The organism is Rhodomicrobium lacus (genome assembly GCF_003992725.1).
Lineage (GTDB): Bacteria > Pseudomonadota > Alphaproteobacteria > Rhizobiales > Rhodomicrobiaceae > Rhodomicrobium > Rhodomicrobium lacus.
In genome coordinates this window covers 428,533-447,506 of record NZ_RZNF01000002.1, presented here as the reverse complement: position 1 = coordinate 447,506, position 18,974 = coordinate 428,533, and the positions used below count along the sequence as shown (strand labels likewise).

Annotated in this window: 15 protein-coding genes and 1 tRNA gene; 13 read left to right on the top strand and 3 right to left on the bottom strand. The window is 58.9% G+C overall.

What is annotated here, in order from left to right; all coding sequences use genetic code 11:
* Positions 1 to 397 precede the first annotated feature (397 nt).
* Genes EK416_RS02820 through EK416_RS02800 form a run of 5 tightly spaced genes read left to right on the top strand, consistent with a single transcriptional unit; the run spans position 398 to position 7,432 of the window.
* Positions 398 to 1,120 (top strand): hypothetical protein, encoded by a 723-nt coding sequence (locus EK416_RS02820; protein WP_127075958.1) that lies wholly within the window; start codon positions 398 to 400, stop codon positions 1,118 to 1,120.
* Positions 1,096 to 2,925 carry an asparagine synthase (glutamine-hydrolyzing) gene (asnB, locus tag EK416_RS02815; RefSeq protein ID WP_127075957.1) on the top strand — a complete coding sequence of 610 codons (1,830 nt, stop codon included), beginning with the start codon at positions 1,096 to 1,098 and terminating at the stop codon, positions 2,923 to 2,925. Before EK416_RS02820 ends, asnB (EK416_RS02815) begins: the two co-directional genes overlap by 25 nt.
* Before the next feature lie 20 nt (positions 2,926 to 2,945).
* Positions 2,946 to 4,760, top strand: coding sequence for an asparagine synthase (glutamine-hydrolyzing) (gene asnB, locus EK416_RS02810; RefSeq protein ID WP_164729826.1), 1,815 nt, complete (start codon positions 2,946 to 2,948; stop codon positions 4,758 to 4,760).
* 18 nt (positions 4,761 to 4,778) lie between these two features.
* The gene (locus tag EK416_RS02805; RefSeq protein ID WP_127075955.1) at positions 4,779 to 6,032 is read left to right on the top strand and encodes an MFS transporter; all 1,254 of its coding nucleotides are present in this window, start codon (positions 4,779 to 4,781) and stop codon (positions 6,030 to 6,032) included.
* Positions 6,033 to 6,058: 26 nt separating this feature from the next.
* On the top strand, positions 6,059 to 7,432 hold the full coding sequence (locus tag EK416_RS02800) for an amidase (protein WP_127075954.1): 1,374 nt from the start codon (positions 6,059 to 6,061) through the stop codon (positions 7,430 to 7,432).
* On the opposite strand, the gene EK416_RS02795 is transcribed toward EK416_RS02800, so the two are convergent.
* Positions 7,357 to 8,334 (bottom strand): helix-turn-helix domain-containing protein, encoded by a 978-nt coding sequence (locus EK416_RS02795; protein WP_164729825.1) that lies wholly within the window; start codon positions 8,332 to 8,334, stop codon positions 7,357 to 7,359. The genes EK416_RS02800 and EK416_RS02795 overlap by 76 nt on opposite strands.
* 604 nt (positions 8,335 to 8,938) lie before the next feature.
* Between EK416_RS02795 and EK416_RS02790 the strand changes: the two genes are divergently transcribed.
* The 7 genes from EK416_RS02790 to EK416_RS17645 all read left to right on the top strand — a co-directional run bounded on the left by EK416_RS02790 (position 8,939) and on the right by EK416_RS17645 (position 16,394).
* On the top strand, positions 8,939 to 11,047 hold the full coding sequence (locus tag EK416_RS02790) for a TonB-dependent receptor (protein WP_164729824.1): 2,109 nt from the start codon (positions 8,939 to 8,941) through the stop codon (positions 11,045 to 11,047).
* A 36-nt stretch (positions 11,048 to 11,083) separates the two neighbouring features.
* Complete coding sequence (locus tag EK416_RS02785; RefSeq protein WP_127075951.1) at positions 11,084 to 12,043, top strand: ABC transporter substrate-binding protein; 960 nt, start codon at positions 11,084 to 11,086, stop codon at positions 12,041 to 12,043.
* Between the two features lie 31 nt (positions 12,044 to 12,074).
* Positions 12,075 to 12,980 (top strand): nitroreductase family protein, encoded by a 906-nt coding sequence (locus EK416_RS02780; protein WP_127075950.1) that lies wholly within the window; start codon positions 12,075 to 12,077, stop codon positions 12,978 to 12,980.
* 723 nt (positions 12,981 to 13,703) lie between these two features.
* Entirely contained in the window at positions 13,704 to 14,675 is a 972-nt protein-coding gene (locus EK416_RS02775) for a LysR substrate-binding domain-containing protein (protein ID WP_164729823.1), read from the top strand.
* A gap of 66 nt (positions 14,676 to 14,741) precedes the next feature.
* Positions 14,742 to 15,524 (top strand): ABC transporter permease, encoded by a 783-nt coding sequence (locus tag EK416_RS02770; protein WP_127075948.1) that lies wholly within the window; start codon positions 14,742 to 14,744, stop codon positions 15,522 to 15,524.
* Positions 15,521 to 16,273, top strand: coding sequence for an ABC transporter ATP-binding protein (locus EK416_RS02765; RefSeq protein ID WP_245433918.1), 753 nt, complete (start codon positions 15,521 to 15,523; stop codon positions 16,271 to 16,273). Before EK416_RS02770 ends, EK416_RS02765 begins: the two co-directional genes overlap by 4 nt.
* Entirely contained in the window at positions 16,257 to 16,394 is a 138-nt protein-coding gene (locus tag EK416_RS17645; RefSeq protein WP_164729822.1) for a hypothetical protein, read from the top strand. Before EK416_RS02765 ends, EK416_RS17645 begins: the two co-directional genes overlap by 17 nt.
* 318 nt (positions 16,395 to 16,712) lie before the next feature.
* On the opposite strand, the gene EK416_RS02760 is transcribed toward EK416_RS17645, so the two are convergent.
* Both EK416_RS02760 and EK416_RS02755 read right to left on the bottom strand, forming a co-directional pair.
* A tRNA-His gene (locus tag EK416_RS02760) sits at positions 16,713 to 16,789 on the bottom strand.
* Positions 16,790 to 17,340: 551 nt separating this feature from the next.
* The gene (locus EK416_RS02755) at positions 17,341 to 17,721 is read right to left on the bottom strand and encodes a phasin family protein (RefSeq protein WP_127075946.1); all 381 of its coding nucleotides are present in this window, start codon (positions 17,719 to 17,721) and stop codon (positions 17,341 to 17,343) included.
* Between the two features lie 273 nt (positions 17,722 to 17,994).
* Between EK416_RS02755 and EK416_RS02750 the strand changes: the two genes are divergently transcribed.
* Positions 17,995 to 18,969 (top strand): hypothetical protein, encoded by a 975-nt coding sequence (locus tag EK416_RS02750; RefSeq protein WP_127075945.1) that lies wholly within the window; start codon positions 17,995 to 17,997, stop codon positions 18,967 to 18,969.
* The last annotated feature ends 5 nt before the right edge of the window (positions 18,970 to 18,974 follow it).

Here is an 18,974-nt window from a genome sequence, read left to right as displayed (position 1 = left end):
ACCCGGCAGGTAATTGACTTGATCCCATGGCTTTGTCTACGCTTGTAGAAGCTGGCGGAGCACATTTTGTTATGTGTGTAACGTAGTCTGACTAGTTGTTTGAAGACGTGGAGTATTCTTGGATGTGCTGGCCGCTCCTGGCTGTAAAAATGTGTTTGGCTATGAGTGCCAGTTTGAGCGCCAGTCGTGGAACGGCGAGGAGTCGGATGCCACACGCTGTCGCGAAGATATTCATGATCTACCCTTGCGCATCTGAACGGCGACGCCGTGACCCTCGTCATCGCGGCGCTGATCGCGCACGCCTCCCTCACCCCAGTCGCTCCACTCAGATCAAGCGTCTGCCGCCGTTGAGGAGGCGCGGCTGCAACCCGTCTCGACGCTGAAAGGAGAGTTCAGGATGATGAGCGCATTCAACGACGCCGCGGCCGTATCGGCCAAAACGATGTTGCTGACGGGTCGTCTGTCTGTCAGCGACATTGAGCGCAGCCAATTATGGCAACAACGTCTGGCGGAAGCCGTCTTCGGGATGACAGTCCACCTCATCGAAAAACGTGAGCCGTCGGTCATCTTCGACTGGCTGGCAGTCCAGAGCGATATTTTCTCCAATCTCCCCGCATCGGGAGCCGAGGACGCCAATGCCTGGATGCAGATCTTTTTTCGCGCTCAGGCGCTTTGCGAGAAATTCCTTATCGCCCGGTGTGGTCATGACGAACTCGCGAACTGGACCCGTGTCAACGCCTGGGTCCATGAGAGGCTGGAAGTTGGCCAGGGCGGCGGGGCAGCCGACGTGGCAAACCGAATTGCCCGTCAGGCCGAACTTTATGATTCTGAATACGATCTGCGCAGCACCGGCTATGCCGAGGCGGAAATCGCCATTTCCCATTGCGCGATCTGGGATTATCGCGAGAAGGCGCGCGCCCGTGGTGTTCCAATCACGCTTCGCTCGCCTTGCGAATACTGCACCAAGGCGATCGCATCGAATGCCGCTGCGAAGGGATATCAATCCCAATACCAGCTTATCAGCGACGGTACGCATCACGGCTGTGAATGGCGAATTTACAAGTCGGCCACATTACAAAAATCGGGACAGACAGCATGTGCGGAATCGTCGGCTGGGTAGATTGGAAACGCGACCTCAGTCGCGAGGCCAATACAGTTTTCGATATGACGCGGACATTGACGCGGCGCGGTCCGGATGACGAGGGCATCTGGACCGCGGAGCAGGTGGCTTTCGGTCATCGCCGTCTGTCGATCATCGATCTGCGCGGCGGTGCGCAACCGATGGTGGTTGGCGACAGCGAGGAACCGTTGGCGGTCATCACCTATGGCGGAGAAATCTACAACTTTCGTGAACTGCGAGCGGAATTGGCCCTGCACGGCCATCTCTTCCGCACGCGGTCGGACACGGAAGTCATCCTTCGGGCTTTTCTCCACTGGGGAACAGCCGCCTTTGCCAAGCTTAACGGAATGTTCGCCTTCGCCATCTGGGACATCCGGCGTCGCGAACTGTGGCTTGTCAGAGATCATTTCGGCATCAAGCCCCTCTACTATTACCCGACGCAAAACGGACTGATCTTCGCATCCGAGCCCAAGGCGATCCTCGCCCATCCGCAGGCGGTTGCGGAAGTCGATACCTCCGGCATCGCGGAGATCTTCGTCGTTGCCAGCGCCCCTACGCCTGGCCACGGGGTATATCGCGGCCTCCAGCAAGTGAAACCGGGCCATGCCCTCAAGGTCTCGGAGAGCGGGTTCCGCGACAATCTCTACTGGTCTCTTCCCACTGGGCAAGTGAACGACGGACCGGAGAGAGCGACGGCCCATGTTCGGGAATTGCTCGAAGACATCGTCGAACATCAGATGATGTCTGACGTCGCGCTCGGCGGTTTGCTGTCCGGCGGGCTCGATTCGAGTGCGATCAGCGCTCTGGCCGCTCGGAAACTGGGCACCGGCCATCGGTTGTCGACCTTTTCCGTGGATTTTCCAGACAGCGCCGGGCTTTCCCAACGCAATGCATGGCACGATAGCCACGACGAACCTTATGCGCGAGAAGTGTCCAGCCATATCGGCAGCCATCACACGACAGTTCTCGTTAAGCCGGAGGACGCCCAAAAGCACGAGGAAGTCGTACTTCGCGCGCGCGATCTCCCCGGTTGGGGAGAGATGGATATCTCGCTCTATCTGCTGATGGAGCAGATACGGCCGCATGCGACCGTCGTGCTGTCCGGCGAAGCCGCCGACGAGGTGTTTGGCGGCTATCCTTACTTCCACGACGAGCATGCGTTGGAATTTGAAGGTTTCCCCTGGATGCAGGGACGATCCACCCCGTCGGTTCTTCTCAGGGACGACATCGAACGGACGGTGCAGCCGGCAACCTATATGAAGGAGCGTTATCACGAGGCGCTGGCGGAGGCGGCATCTTTTACCGGCGAGTCACCGCACGATGTGCGGCTGAGAAAAATCGGGTATCTCGCCTTGACGCGATGGCTGCCGGCCCTGCTGGACCGCAACCGAATGAGCATGGCGGCGGGGGTCGAAGCCCGTGTCCCGTACTGCGACCACCGCCTTGTCGAATATGTCTGGATGCTTCCCTGGAATGCAAAAAATTCGGACGGCATCGAAAAGACGTTATTGCGTCGCGCCGTGGCAGACCTCCTGCCGAGGTCCGTCTTTACCCGGCGCAAAAGCGCCTTTCCCGCCAATCCTGATGTCAGATACCAGCAGTCCTTGCGCGAGCGCGTAGACGATCTTTTGGCGACGCCCGGTGCGCCGGTCTTCGAACTCGTGGAGCCCTTCAAGGTCAGGGCTTTCCTGAACGATGGGGTTCCCCTCCCGAGCCCGAGGAGCGCGGCAAGCCAAACAGCGGGACTATCTTTTCTGCTTAACGTCAATCAATGGCTGCAGACCTATCGCGTCAGTATCCGCTGATCCTGCCAGGAGGGCGACTTATGTGCGGAATTGCCGGGTGGGTCGATTACACCCAAAAAGACACCGATAAATTCACACTCGAACGTATGACCGAGACACTCGCGGCCAGAGGGCCGGATGGTGTCGGCTATTGGCGCGGTGAGCATGTCGCATTGGGCCATCGGCGCCTTGCCATCATTGACCCTGAAGGCAGCCGGCAACCCCTGGCCTACGAGCGCAACGGCCGGACGGCGGCGGTCCTCGTCTACAATGGCGAATTGTATAATTACAAGGAGTTACGCAAAGAACTGCAAGATCTCGGATATGATTTTCATACGCGCGGCGATACCGAGGTCATTCTCCTAGCGTGGATCGCGTGGGGGCCGAAATGCCTGAACTATTTCAATGGCATGTACGCATTTGCGATATGGGACATCGAGCGGCGGGAATTGTGGCTGGCGCGCGATCACTTGGGAATAAAGCCGCTCTATTACTATCCAGCGAAGACTGGCGTTATTTTTGGTTCCGAACCCAAGGCTCTCTTCGCTCATGAAGCCGTAAAACCGAAAATCGATGAAGAAGGATTAGCCCAGTTACTCCTTCCGCTTCTCAAAATTCCTGGCCGCACACCCTATTGCGGGATGCTTGAGGTGCGGCCGGGCCATGTGCTGCGCATCACCGAGACCGGGCGGGAAGAGACACGATATTGGTCGCCATGGACCAACCTCGGTGAGGAGAAGCCGACGCCGGACATGATCCGAAGCCTGCTGGAAGATATCGTCGAACGGCAAATGATCGCCGATGTGCCGCTTTGCACCTTGTTGTCGGGAGGACTGGACTCCAGCGTGCTGACGGCCCTGGCTCATCGCATCGGAGGTAGTGCCGCTCCGATGCGGTCGTTCTCCCTGGACTTCGGGGATAAATTTTCCGGCGACGACGACGCTCCTTTCGTCACCCAGGTCGTCGATCATCTGGGTGTGGCCCATACGCGCGCTTCCTTGACCCCGGAGACGATGGCATCTGAGGCCGTGCGTGAAACCTGCGTTCGCGCGCGGGACATGCCGATCGGCATCGGCGATCTCGACATGAGCCTCCATCTCCTGTCGAAAGCGATCAACGGGACGTCGAAGGTCGCTTTGTCGGGCGAAGCCGCCGATGAAATCTTCGGAGGATACCGCTGGTTTCATGATTCGGTTTCAGTTACGGCGGAGACCTTTCCGTGGATGGCTGCGTCCCCCGCCCACGGCGATCTGCATCGGCGGATCCTGGGGTATTTCCGCGACGACCTGAAGCAGCATCTCAAAATTGAGCAATACGTCGCCGATAACTATCAAGCCGCGCTCGCAGAAGTTCCGGCCGAGGAGCGCTCCGACGATCGCGAGGCGCGAATGCAGCAAATCGTCCATCTCGGCTTGACGCGCTTTCTACCGACATTGCTGGACAGGAAGGATCGGATGAGCATGGCAGCGGGAATCGAGGTGAGGGTTCCCTATTGCGACCCCCGTCTCGTCCAGCTTGTCGCCCCTCTTCCGTGGAAGGATAAGACCCGGGAGGGGCAAGTGAAGGGTCTGCTCAAATCGGCGGCGGCCGATCTGTTGCCTCAGTCGGTGATCCATCGGAAGAAGGTTCCGTACCCTACCACACGGAGCACCGCATATGGGGCACTCCTGCGCCGACAATTGGCGCAACGGCTGGTGGAACCGGTTGGGGATCTTGGCGAGATTTTCGATGTCCAACGTCTGGAGCAGGCCGCGCTTCACGGGGAGAACGGCCCTTTCATCAGTAATGTCGGGGCAGAGCTGGCGCTAAATTTCGATGCCTGGCTTCGCATCTATCGCCCGACCTTCGCTGTCTGAGGGGCGTCACGCAAGAAAATGCACCAGCCTTCCTCAAACGACCTCAGCCGCATCGGGCGCAGATCGGCCCTGGTTCCCTTTTCGACGCTTTACATGCTGTTTTTTCTTGCTGGTGCCGAGATGTACCTGATCTCGCCCCTGCTCCCGCTGCTTTCGGAGTATTTTCAAGTTCCCGTTTCGACCGCAGCCTCCACCGTGACAGCCTACGTATTGGTTCAGGCTGTTCTAGGCCCGCTGATCGGTCTCGGTTACAACCGGTTCGGCGCAAGGCGGCTGATTGTCAGCGGAATAGTGATCTTCGCAATGGGTAATTTGCTTTCGGCTATTGCCTCGCATTTCCTCGTTCTGGTCGCAGGGCGCGCCGTTGCCGGACTGGGCATAGCGATAGCGGGACCGGCGAGTTGGACATACATCGCTCATACCGCGAGGGATGATATCCGCGGAACCGCGATCGGCTTCGGGATGGGAAGCTTTGCGCTCGGTCAGGTCGCCGGCGTTCCGCTCGGCGCATTCATAGCGGCCACCGCTGGGTGGCGTGTCTCCTTCACCCTCATCGTGATCCTCTCTTTGGTCACGGCTATGCTGTCATGGTACATGCTGTCCGGGACGCCCCGCCAAGGCGACCGAGCCGTTCGATATCGCGCTCTGACTCTGATTTGGACCGATAAATCCTTGCGCCTGATGTTACCGGCGACTTTTTTCTTCCACGCAGCAAATCTTGGCGCCTATACTTATCTCGCGGAAATTCTGCGTCTGCATTATAGCCTGACGACAGTCCAACTTGGTTTCATCGGAGTGTTGAGCGGTGTCGGTACATTCTTAGGAGCCAACATCGCAGGCGCGGTCGGAGATCGCCTGCGTTGGCGAGGCATGACGGAGTCATGGCTTCTTCCGATCTGGTCGCTGCTGCTCTTCGTGACGATGGCGGTAGCGCTGTCCGAGGTTTTTTTGATCGTTGCCCTCGGTGCGATTTTGCTTTGGTTCGTAGCCGCGGGTGCGTTCGATACCAACCAACAGACTCTCATATCCAACTTGGCACCTGTAGACATGACATCAGTCGCGTTAGCGTGGAACATGTCGATCCTCTTTTCATCCGCAGCTTTCGGCATCTGGCTTATGAGCATCACAGAGAACCGGGACACAAACGTTCTTGCAGGCGGTTTGTTTCTGGCCGCCGTTGCTGCTATCGGCTCGGCGATTGCAGCGCGTCTGCTTTCCAACGGCAACAAGGCGAAGCATAGTATGTTGCAAGATGCGACGACGGAGCGCTGACGCGAGCCAAAGCTTGAGAATACCCCATGAATGAACCGCTTCACGACTGGACTGCGCTTCGGTTGGCGAAGGCGCTGCAGTGTCGTCAGTTGCGGGCCACCGATGTCGTCGAGCATATGTTGGACCGTATTGCCGCCTTGGATCGCGGCCTTAGAAGCTATGTCAGCGTATCTGCGTCGGAGGCCCTAGCGCAGGCACACCGGGCCGACGCGGAGTTCGCCGCCGGCTTTGTTCGGGGACCGCTGCACGGCGTGCCGATCGCTTTGAAGGATTCACTGGCAACGAAAGGGATTGCCACAACGAACGGAGCGGCGCGACTGACAGTGGACGATCCGCCCCGGGATGCCGCAGCCGTTGTCCGCCTGAAGCGGCATGGGCTTGTGCTCCTTGGCAAGCTCAACCTTCCCGAAGGCTGCTTCGGCCTGCATGATCCGGCCATTGGGCAGCCTCGCAATCCCTGGAATTGGGACTACTGGCCTGGCGCATCCTCCAGCGGCCCCGGCGTAGCCACTGCGGCAAGACTTTGCTTCGCGGCGGTCGGGACGGACAGCGGAGGTTCGGTCCGCCATCCGAGCGCGGCTAACAACTTGTTCGGCTTGAAACCGACCATAGGCGCTATCGATACGGCGGGAGCCTTCCCACTGGCGCCGTCGCTCGACAACATAGGACCGATGGCACGCTCGCCTGCGGATCTGGAAGCGCTCTTCATCGCGCTTACGAAAGCGCCCCGGCGGTCTCTGGATGATTTCGGCAATCGTACCGAACCGGTTCGGGTCGGAATCGATCCGGATTGGAACGGCAGGGATGTGGAGCCAGTTATATCCCGCGCTCTGGAAGAGGCCGTAGCTGTGTTCGTGGCATTGGGCATGACGATAAAGACAGTTCAGCTTCCGTCTTGGCACGAAGCCACCGAAGTCTGGCTTCACCTTTGCGCTCCGGAGGCTGCCGCAGTCCATGCCGGGCGAGGGGCGCCCGTATCGCCCGGATTGCAAAAATTGATCGCCTTCGGGGGGACGATCGGAGCCGGCATGATCGAGGCATCAGTCGTTCGGAGACGACGCCTTTGTTCTGCGATAGACGATCTGTTCGCTGAGGTCGATCTGATCCTGGCTCCGATCCAACCTTTCGCTCCGCCGCGAGTCGACCGCGTGAAGGCGGTTGACTCCGAGAAGGGCTGGCCCGTCTCGGCGTCGGATATCGGTTTCACCGCGCTTTTCAACCTTAGCGGCCATCCCGCGATGGCGATGCCGGCAGGCTTCACGGCGGAAGGATTGCCAGTGGGGTGTCAGATCATTGCCGCGAAACGGCATGAAGCGTTGTTATTTCATGTCGCCAGGGCTTTCGATACGGTCACGGGCTTTTCGGGCGCTCGTCCGCCGCTCGCCGACACATTGGCCTGAGGAAAGGTGTGCTCGCGCACAACCTGTTCCGCACGGTCATCCAGCGGATAATAGATCTTGACGCGAAGACCGGACAAGCCGGCCTCGCCGTTGGTATGGAGCCGCATCACGCTATTGAAAAGATGGGCAGTTTCCGGTCCCATCTGCATCGTGACCGGCACCAACGGCTTGTAGCTGCTGACGGCTTTACCCAGATCCAGATCGCTGAGCGGGCGGAACGAATTCACGCCCTTGACCACCTGCGACCACCAGACATGGCGTCGCGGATCCGGGTCGTTCAAAACGTCCCATCGAACGCGTAACAGCTCGGAAGCGATCGTTTCGCGCCATGACAGAACACGCGACATATAATAGTCGGAGCCGATCGTCGCTTCGACCAGATTGACGCGCGGCTCGGGAAGCAACGTATAGGCTTGCCCAAGGACGATGCGGCCACCGGTCAGTTGCTCGATGAAGGCGCCATAAGGACGGTTCATCATGACAATGTGCCAGAGCCGATCGAACACAACAGCCGGGAAAGGCTCCGCGCTTCGGAGAATGAGCGCTATTCCGGCGAGCGTCTGCGAATGAGCTTCCGCGTGGGATGGTGGATGGAGAGCGAAGCCGGCCGCCGAGAACAACTGGTATTTCTCCCCTTCCGACAGGGACAAGGTCTCAGCAAGAACATCCAGCATGACCCGGCTGGGTCTTGATCGGCCCGTCTCAAGAAAGCTCAAATGTTTTTGCGAGATCTCCGCCGCGGCCGCCAGGTCGAGTTGGCTGTAGCTTTTTGCCTTACGGGCCTGCGCCAGAAGGCGGCCAAAATTGACACTCCCTTGCGTTCCATCTGGCATCGCGTCGATCTCATTGAAAGTGAGCCCAGTGCACAGCCACTCCTTTCGTGTCCTCTCTTGCGGTGTCATTCGTTCTCGCGCGACCCTAGGAAACATCACACGAGAAGGCCCCATCCGGGCCGCTTAGCGCCGCTTTATATATGTATATACATATATTTACTCAATATTCAATGCTCGAAAAAAGAACCGCCTCCGCATGGGGGGAAGCAGCGCCGGCATCGGCGCTCACCCTTTCGGCATCGCATGACCGGCTGGATCGAGACATCCGCTCGGAAACTCATCGGGGCTTTCGCGACGATCACGCTCCTGAAGTCTGCGGGTGGGCACTGGTCCAGCAGCGTCGGCCCAGCTTTGCTCGCTGCCCATCCGGCTTGATGCAGACTACTCGGCTTCGCCAGCCAAAACCGGGTTGGCTCCGCCGTGTCGATCATGCATAGAGAATTACTCCACAGACGTACAAATACAATCCAAGGCTGTAATGCTCTTTTTTGAGTTTTCCTCAAGCTTTGCGATGAGAATATGTGACTTGATTATAAGCATCTCCGCTTGGACAATGTATTTCGAAATGTGTGTTTGCGTTTATCAGTCCAACTGTGCGCGCAAAACAAAATTATCATTTCTGTAATCGTCTCGTGCGGAGTAAATTATAACGAAGAACCATCTTGATAAAATCGTGAGAACTAACCTTGTTGTCGCGGCCATCGCTGTGACATCGCTGGAAAGCCCAGCCTTGGCACAAACAAATAACGGCGCTTCCGATACCGTTGCCTCGGCCACCATTCAGGATGTCGTGGTGACTGTCGAAAGGCGGGAAACCAAAGCCCAGACGACGCCCGGATCAATCTCCGTCATAGATTCTGATCAACTGAAGGAAGAGAACATCAATACGCTGCGCGATGCGAAGGGGTTGATTCCCAACAGCAATAATCCCGGAACATTCCTGACCAATTCGACGCAAAGTTTCTGGTTTCGCGGCATAGGCCAGAATGATCCGTATCAGGATCCAGCGGTCGGATTTTATGTCGACGACGTGGTGATGCCGCGTCTTATCGGCACCCTGGGAGATCTGGGAGACGCCGAGCGGGTGGAAGTGCTGGTTGGGCCGCAGGGTACCCTTTACGGGCGCAACACCAATGCGGGTGCCATCAAGGTGACGACGCGCACACCGGGCGACACTACGGAAGGCTACTATGACGTCGGCATCGGCAACTGGGGACAATTGGTAAGTCACGGCTATGTCGGCGGCGCCCTGGTGCCTGGACGCGCCTATGCCAGCCTGAGCTTCGCCCATGCGAGTCATGACGGGTTTATCTATAACGAGTACTTGAACCGCAGCGTCAACGATCAAGACGTGACATCGTTACGGGGAAAGTTTCGCCTCACACCAACTAACGATCTCGATATCGTGTTGTCCGTCGATGGGGGAAGGGACAATTCCCCAAGTTTCTATCGCGTGCCAATCAACCGACCGGGTGAATATGATCCGGGAATTATCGCTTCCGAATTGGAGCCAACGGGACGCATCGATACGGGTGGCGTCTCGTTGAACGTCAGCAAGGGACTGGGAGATGGCTTGACGCTGAAATCCATCACCGCTACCCGCTCGTTTGTTGAAACTCCCGCTGTTTATGATAGCGACGGCCTTCCGACCTCCATCAGCGAAGGCTCCAATCGCTTGGTCGAGCGATATTATTCTCAGGAATTTCAGCTGTCCGGTGACTATGACAAATTCAATTTTGTTAGCGGACTGTTTCTGTTTCACGAGCGCTACGACCAGGACAGGCTCGCGTTTCACAGCAAAATATGGGGATCAAGTCGTCTGACAACTGACAGCGCAGCTCTATTCGGTCAGGGCACCTACAAATTCACGGACCGTTTCTCCGGGACCATTGGCCTCCGTTTTACCGGAGAAAAACGCGATGTTTTCTATGAGGCGGGAGCCACCGACAGCGATCACCAACCGATCAACCAGTTCTTCGCTATCACGGCCGATCAAACATGGTATTCAGTATCTCCCAAGTTCGGCATAGACTACAAGTGGACATCGGATATTTTCCAATATGCCTCGATCACCAACGGCTCTAAATCCGGCGGATACGACCGATCCCTGCTATCGGCGATCGCCGCGTCAACGCCGTTCGCGCCGGAGAAGGTGACGACCTACGAAACCGGCCTTAAAACCTCCTGGCTGGATCGTCGCGTTACCGCCAACCTCGCCGTTTTTTGCAACGACTACAGGGATCTGCAGCTTTCTGTCTGGAATGCGCCGGCTAACGCCTTCTTCGCGGGGAATGCCCAATCCGCCCACTCCAGCGGTGTCGAATTGGTCGTCGCCGCACTGCCTCTGGAAGGGCTGGAATTGAAAGGTTCGGCGGGCTATCTGGTCGGGACTTACGACGAAGCGGCAGGCGTTCTAGGGCCAGGGACCAATGCCAAGGGCAACACGCTGATGAATGCGCCCCGGTGGACCATTACATCGACTGCCGACTACACCGTTCCTTTGGATATTCCCGGTGCTTTCAAACTGCATGGTGCGATCAAATACCAGACGCAGTCTTACTCGGACCTTGCCAACACGAAAGAGATCATCATTCCGTCTTTCGGCATCGTCGATCTCGGCACTTCTTATACCACCGAAGACAAACATTGGACTATCAGTGCGCTGGCGAAGAATATTTTCGATCAGCGACCGTCTCAGTTTGGGATATATAATTCAAGCCTGTACGTCGCATCTCCCTATCCTCCGATGACGGCCTTACTGAAGCTTTCCTATCGCTATTAGCGAGCAGGCAAGGACTACAATGCCCGGAGAAACGCCGTGAACATATCCTCGCTACCCCGCCTCCTTGCCGCAAGACTGGCCGTCCTGGTTGTTGCCATCCTGGCTGCGACGGTCAGAGCAAGCTTCGGTGCACCACTGACACTGCATATAGCGGACTATACCGGTGGTCTGGAGACCCTCATGCAGGCTGCCGGCGAAATACAACCGGTCGGCTATCGTATCGCGTGGCATCGGTTCGCCGAAGTCAACGATTCCTTGCTGGCTCTCAATGCCCAAGCCGTCGATCTCGCGGGTGTCGGCGACAGCGGCTTGATCGCCGCCCGTACCACCGGGTTGCCGATCAAGGCGGTGGCGGCGTGGCGCATCGACGGCACAAACACGGCTATTCTCGCCCGAGCCGCGTCTCCTTTCCGTACCGTCGAGGATTTGCGCGGCCACACCGTTTGCCTGGGCCGTGCCTCGATGGGACACTTCCTGCTGTTGGCTGCCCAAGCGCAAGCGGGCATCGCAATCGACGCTATCCGCCCGGTGTTTATGGGTCGATCTGACTGCAAGGCCGCCCTCAGTACCGGCGCCGTGGACGCATGGGCAACCTGGGGGCCGTTCACGGTCATGGAAGAACTTTACAACAATGCGCAAATCATCCTGCGTGGCACCACGCTTTCGACGTCGGTAGGCGTATTGGTCGGCACCGAGGCAACCTTGCGGACCAAGGAACCCCTTATCCGCGACTTCCTGGCCCGGGTGTGGCGGGCTCGCGCTTGGGGCCTACTACACCAGGCGGACTATGCCCGGGCCTATGCCCGAGACACCGGTTTGCCGCCAGACGCAGCCCTGATGCTGATCCAACGCGAAAACACCCGCATGATTCCTCTCGCTGGCGACCTGAAGAGCCTTTTGAGCCGCATTCAAGAGACCTTCTTCGCCGCCGGAGTGATTACCAACAAGATCGACATCGATGCTGCTGTCGATCTGACATTCTCCGACATTCGTTAGGATTAAAGTTCCAATCAGGAGCAGTATTCTCATGTCAAGCTTCTCTCAGTCGACTATATCTGCTCTCTCGGCCTCTCATATTTCTGCCGCCGGAGACAGCGAACTTCTGGCGCAGGCCGAGATCCTGTTGCAGCAACGCTATCGGCAAGACATTGATCGCCCCCATCCCCGTCACTGGACGCCCTTAGCGTCGGCTCTGCTGTCCCATCGCTCGGTCCGGGCCTTCCAGCCGCAGCCGGTTCCCAACGACATCCTGGAGACGGCGGTGGCGGCGGCCCAGTCGGCCTCGACCTCACTGAATCTCCAGGCATGGAGCGTCGTGGCCATCGAAAACGCCGAACAGAAAGATAAAGTATGTATCGGAGTTGCCGATCAGGCGTGGATCCGCGAAGCACCGCTTTATCTGATTTGGCTGGCTGATCTGGCCCGGCATCAACAGATCGCCACAGCCCGAAACATCGAGCGAGGACAGCCCGAACCCGACAATCTCGACCCGGTGGTCACAGCCGTCATCGACACCGCTCTCGCTGCACAGAACGCTGCGGTGACCTTTGAATCCTTCGGCCTTGGCATTGTTTTCATCGGGGCGCTGCGCCTTTATCAGAGCGCCTTACGCACCGCCCTCAACCTGCCTGCGCATGTCCTGCCTGTGTTCGGTCTTTGCGTCGGCTACCCCGACCTCAACCGACAAACCGGCATCAAGCCGCGCCTTCCCCTGTCCGCCGTCCTGCATCGGGAAACCTACAACGCCGCCATCCAGATTGCCGCAATTGAGTCCTATGACAGCAAGCTGAATGAGTATAATCGGGAACAGCAGCGGGACGTCCCGATCTGGAGCGATTATTCTGTTTACCGCCTGGACCGGATGCATGAAATCGCCGGACGCGAGGATTACAACCGCGCCATCCGCCAACTCAATCTGGCGAACGGGAGCTAGGAGCCGTCGCGCCTCTCCCATGGATCGCGCGACGATCCTGGGATTGCTCAATCATGGCCGCGACAGCGCGTTAAGCGAGCGTTCGTTAGCGCGTGAGCCAAAGCCACGCACGTAGCCGTCGGTGATCGGGTCTCACTACACCGTCAAAGGTGAGGAGACCCCGCTGATCGGGTCGGAGAGGAGATCCTGTCCTGTCATGCCCTCCCTACGACGCCTAAAACCGGACCACTGACCAGTTTCCTGGGCAGACCGGTTTCCCGCCATCCTTGACGTTCTGCCAGCGATTTAACGTTCTCTTCGATAAGACGCCGGCCTTTCAGGAATTCAGCAACCTCGCAATAGCTGCCGCAGGACCTCAGGCTATCGGGCACCAACGGACAGCGCCGAGCCCTGGCCACTTGATGTCGCCTTCCAGCTGAACTGGCGAGCGCCACTAAGCGTTGGCTGGTTGCCTCTCCCGCTGAAGCGCCTTTGTGAACCAATCTGCGTCGCAACTCCACCGATAAGGGCATGCGCAGAAGCGATGCTTATCTCGGACTTGCCCTTGATCGGGTAACCGCGGACGGCGCGGCGATCCCGTCTCAATCGCAACACTACGCGGCCGGAAATCGTATCGTATAATAAAATCTATCGTTTTTGTAATTGACAAAGCGACGGGCAAGCCGCGAAATGGGCGATATAATGGCAGTCTGTGCGGCATACGCACAATCAGGAGCTTCCTCCATGATAGATGCGAAACCAGGTTGGATTGTCGCGGACGCAGCCTCCCGGCGTCGCCGCCTGCCGCCTCTCAATGCATTGCGGGCATTCGAAGCCGCGGCCCGGAATGCCAGTTTCAGCAAGGCGGCAGCGGAGTTGTCGGTCACCCCCGGGGCGATCAGCCGACATATCACGGAATTGGAGGGGTATCTGGGCGTAAAGTTGTTCCACCGTTCCGCCAAAGGCGTTGCCCTGAGCGATTTCGGCGCCAAACTCGCTCCGGGTATTGGCGCCGGATTCGACCAACTCCACGTGGCCTTCGACCAGGCCTTGCGAAGATCACCGCTCAAAACCGAATTGAGTTTGACGTTGCTCCGCATGCTGGAGCGGTGGTTTCTTAGCCGGCTGGGGAACTTCTACGCCAACGACGACGGATTTGACGTGAAGTTTAATATATCCGACAACCTTTTAAGCCGGAATATGGGCGGCTTTGATCTCGGCATCGCCTATGGCAGAGGCACATGGCCGGATGTCGAGCAGGAATACTTGATGAGCGCGGACATCTTTCCCGTATGCTCTCCATCGATGGTCGCCGGATCGCCACACACTTTGACGCCGCGCCAGATTGCCGATTGGCCGCTAATTCACGTCGGGCCGGACAATGCCTCGCTGCCCAACTGGCGCGACTGGTTTGCCGCCTATGGGCTGGCTCGCTTCCCACGGGGGATCCATTTTCCCACTCCGTCTCTGGCCGTCGAATACGCGGCCCAAGGACACGGCCTCGCGCTCGCTAGTCTCGCATTGGTGGAAAACGATCTGATTCAGGAACGACTGGTCAGGCCTCTCGGTCCGAACTTCGTCCTGGCCAATCCCAATGCCTTTTTCCTGATATGGCCCAAGAACCGAACGTTGTCGGTGAGCGGACGACGCTTCCTGGACTGGCTGAAGATGGAAGTGCCTCCCTCTTCCCGCGATCTCCGAGCAATGGTTCGTTAGCTCCCGTAGTGCTTCGCGCAATGCGCGCCGGTTCGCCCAGGCACGCAAGAATGGATTCTTACCGTCATGAGCCTCGTATTGCGCGCCATATGGAATATTTTCGATAAGAATTTCTCACTCATCGGCATTCTTCTCATATGGCAGAGCAGCTGCGATCTGGGGCTGATTAGCAAAAACATTCTCGCCTCCCCCCTGGATGTTCTGGCCTCTGGATGGAGCCTGCTGAAATCGGGCGATCTCCTGACACATATGTCGGTCTCATTTCTGAGAGCGCTCAGTGGCCTCGCCCTAGGCGTGAGCCTTGGGACGATGCTTGCCCTGCTGTCGGGCCTGAGCGACTGGGGACGACGGATCGTCGACGGCCCGGTGCAGGCGCCCCGGGCATTGCCGTTCCTCGGGCTGGTCCCGCTGTTCATCCTATGGTTTGGCATAGGCGAAATGCCAAAGATTGCCCTGGTTGCCCTGGCGACGACATTTCCTATATATATTAATCTGTTATCCGGGATCCGTGGGGTCGACTCCAAGCTCATGGAGGCCGGAATTTGTTTCGGGCTAAGCCGCACCGAGCAGATTGTCCATGTGGTGCTGCCGGGAGCCGCGCCCTCCTTCCTGACCGGACTACGTCATGCGCTGACCGTTTCCTGGCTTAGCCTCGTAGCAGCAGAGCAAATAAACGCCACACAAGGCGTCGGCTACCTGATATTACAAGCCCGCGAATTCTTGAGGACCGACATCATGCTCGTCGGACTGACCGTTTATGCCCTCTTGGGCGTTTCGACCAATGCCTTGGTCCAAGCCATCGAACGCCGGGCTTTGGCTTGGCGCGCGCCAGTTGGAGTCGAAGCGTGAGAGCCGAAACTCTGGCCGTTCCTGAGGTCGTCCCGCTCGCTCCACCAGCCGTTCGAGTGAGGGGCCTCAACCGTGCCTTCGGAAACGTCACCATCCTTGACCGACTGGAGTTGAATATCTCCGCCGGGGAATTCGTCGCCATGCTGGGACGAAGCGGTCCGGGCAAGACCACCCTGCTGCGCGCCTTGGCCGGTATCGACCCCGCACCAGTCGGAGTGGTGGAGGTAGCCGAGCCCTGGGCGATGGTTTTCCAGGAACCGCGGCTGTTTCCCTGGATGCGCGTGCGCCGGAACGTGGCGATTGGCCTGCGGGGGCCTGACGTTCAGGAACGGGCCGTTCGGGCGCTGCGCGAAGTCGGCCTGAACCATCGTCTGGACGCGTGGCCGCTGACGCTTTCGGGCGGCGAAGCGCAACGGGCGGCTCTCGCCCGCGCGTTGGTCCGCGAGCCGCATCTTCTCCTGCTTGACGAGCCCTTCGCCTCTCTGGACGCGTTGACGCGTCTGCAAATGCACGATCTGGTGCTGTCGTTGTGGCGCACCCATCGACCGGCCGTGCTGGCGGTAACCCACGACGTGGACGAAGCCATCCGACTGGCGGACCGTGTCATCGTCCTGTCGGCCGGTCGCATCGCCGCCGATCTGCCGGTCGATCTACCGCGCCCGCGCGACCAGGGTCTTGCGGGGTTTTCTGCTCTTCGACATCGCCTGCTCAGCCTTCTTGGCGTCAAGACCAATGACGCCGCCGGTTGAACGCGACAAACCTGACGGTTTCTCCTGTCTGCGCCACCTGCTCGATTTCGATCTCGGCGGAATGCTGGTGCGCGAGGCGATAGAGATCGCACTCGACGACGGTGCGAGTATGTGGCGATGATGCGAAGAGCAGTCATCCGCACGCCCTGCTACGTTTCGAGCTTCGGCGACGGCTTTTTGCCATCCGGGCCTGCGAGCGTGTTCCTCGACACGCCGCGCTGCGGGGCCTAACGGGCGATCGCGCAAGGTGAAGTTCGCGGCCGGAGAGATGGACGAATGGCGCTCGACCTTCATCCCGGAACGCTACCTCGACCGCCGGCTGGCAGGGCTGCCCGCGCATTTAAGTTGGACGGGCTGCCGATGTGCACCGACATATGCACTCAAGCCGAAATTCTGATGATTTATGATTCTCTCAGGGCTCATAAGCCCTTGATTTTAATGGTACCGCTGCCCCGGCTCGAACGGGGGACCCCCAGATCCACAATCTGGTGCTCTAACCAACTGAGCTACAGCGGCGAAGGAGTGCGCAATAAACAGCGTTTCGTTGCAAAATTCAAGGCGTGATTTCGAAATTGCGGCAATGAAAAGGGCGACGCGTCAACGCATGGCTGGCCGAAGAAATGAAACGGGACGCCCGCGCGAGAGACCGGTCAGCCGTTGGCCGAAACACGCCCCCGCAGCGTCCGAAAAACCGGCGCGATTACGAACTTTCGGTAGCTTGCGGCGGTGCGTGCCCTCTGTGGCGTCTGCCTCGAGCGGAGGGTTCCCGGTCGCGCAAAACCGCTGCTGTTCCGGGAGAGCCACATTTCTTGGCGGGATAAAAAAAGCGTCCATGACGACTCGTGACAACGAATCCGTCCTGAACGCTCGACACCCGCGCAAGGCGAGCCCCGTTCTACCACACCGACATTCTGCATCCGTTTGCGCACGCTTGCGAGCAAACGTCGGATCAACAGAACCTCTCGCAACACCATGATGCAAGTGGAGCTTTTGACGTTTGAGCGAGAGTTCGCCGCAAGCGGGACTCAAACGTCAAATTCGCTCCCCTAGCCCGGCCTTCCACGCGATCAATACTGGTTGGTCGGATTGACCTTCTGCGCGGACTGCGCGACGAGGCGCGTCAATTCCTGCGCCTGCTGCGCGTAGGCTTCGACCTGCTGGCGAGCGAACTGGTTCTGAATGTCGAGCGCTTCCTTGAGGTCTTTCGCGTGGACGAGACGCTGAGCCAGCTCGAACTGCGCCTGAAGGTTGGCTTCCGTAAACTTTACGGCCTTCTCGTTGATCTCGCGCGCGCCGTTGGCGAACACGTCCGACGACTTCAGCACCACATCGTTCGCCTGACGGGCGGCTTCAATGAAGCGGTTGTAAGCTTCGCGGGTCTGCTCGACGCTCTTCGCGGCAAGGTCGCGGACCGAGGACGGAATTTCGAAATCGAGGGGCTGCGTCATGGCGTTTTCTCCTAATAGAAGGCTCGGCTATAGGCTTCGGAAGCGAGTCATCATCGCTGTTTCCTATATAATTCCAAATTTGGTGCGTTGCAACGCGGATTTTTGTGCATCGCACAATTTTTGGCTCATTCCTCGTTTCGGCACGGCAACGGCCTCCGAAAACCGGCCGAAGCGGTCTTCCACGCCCTTGCTTTTTGCCGCGAACACGTTCCATGTGACGCGTCCTGAGTTTGGTTGTACTGCTTGAGCACAACTGGGCAGGAATCTCGCGCCTTGGCAAAAAGCCCGCATACAACAACAGCGACAGGTCAACCGTCCCTGCCGGACCTCCTCTTTTCGCCGCGCGCAGCCTTCATCTGGAACGGGGCGCGGAATGCGGTCGCATGGATGAACCCGGCGGCGCGGACGTCGTTCGAACTTCGTGCCGAGGACTTTACCGAGGCGCTTCCGAAGCGCTTCGTCCAGAAACTGCAGCGGCTGACCGAGGGCGACGCCGGCGGGAGCGTGCGGCTCAAGCTCACCGGGCGGCCCCCGCTCGATTGCTTCGCGGAAGTCCTCCATCTTGCCGACGGTGAGAAGGGCCTCATCGTTGCAGAAACAGACGGAGACTTTTGCCCGCAAGTGACGCGCATGGCGCCAAAGCCCTCCGGGAGACCGGCGCGCAAGAAAAGCCGCGCGAAGACCGGCACGCCGCCCCCCGCACAAACTCTCACCGAAGCCGAGATGAGCGCATTCAAGGCGCTTGGCCGCAAGATGAAACGTCTCTGCGCCGATAAGAGAAGCCGCCCCGCCGAGTCGCCATCCGAGCCGCCCTTCCCTCCCCTCCGGGCCGCGTCCCCCCCATCTCCGCCGACCGCTGAAAGCTTCCTGCAGGTTTTCGATCTCGTCCTCTTCCTCGGAAGCGACCTGGACGTCGTGCGCGTCTCGGGCCGCGCGGCGCGGTTCGGCTGGAAAAAGGCCGAGCTGCATGGCATGCCGGTTCTCGATCTGCTTCCCGACGCTGACGGCACGATCCTTCGACGCATGTCTCATCGCCTCGCTTCGCCGCGAACACGCACCGCAAGTGAAACCCTTTGGTTTGCAACCGGCGAAGGGCCGACGCTTCCCTGCCGCGCCGCGCTCTGCCGCTGGCCTGGCGAACGCACTGCCTACGCTCTGTTGCTCCTTGCGCTGGACCCGCCGCAACGGCTGAAGCGTTCGCGCGCGCAGACGGCGCCGATTTCGCTCGCTTCCCGTCGCGCTGCCTGAGCCGC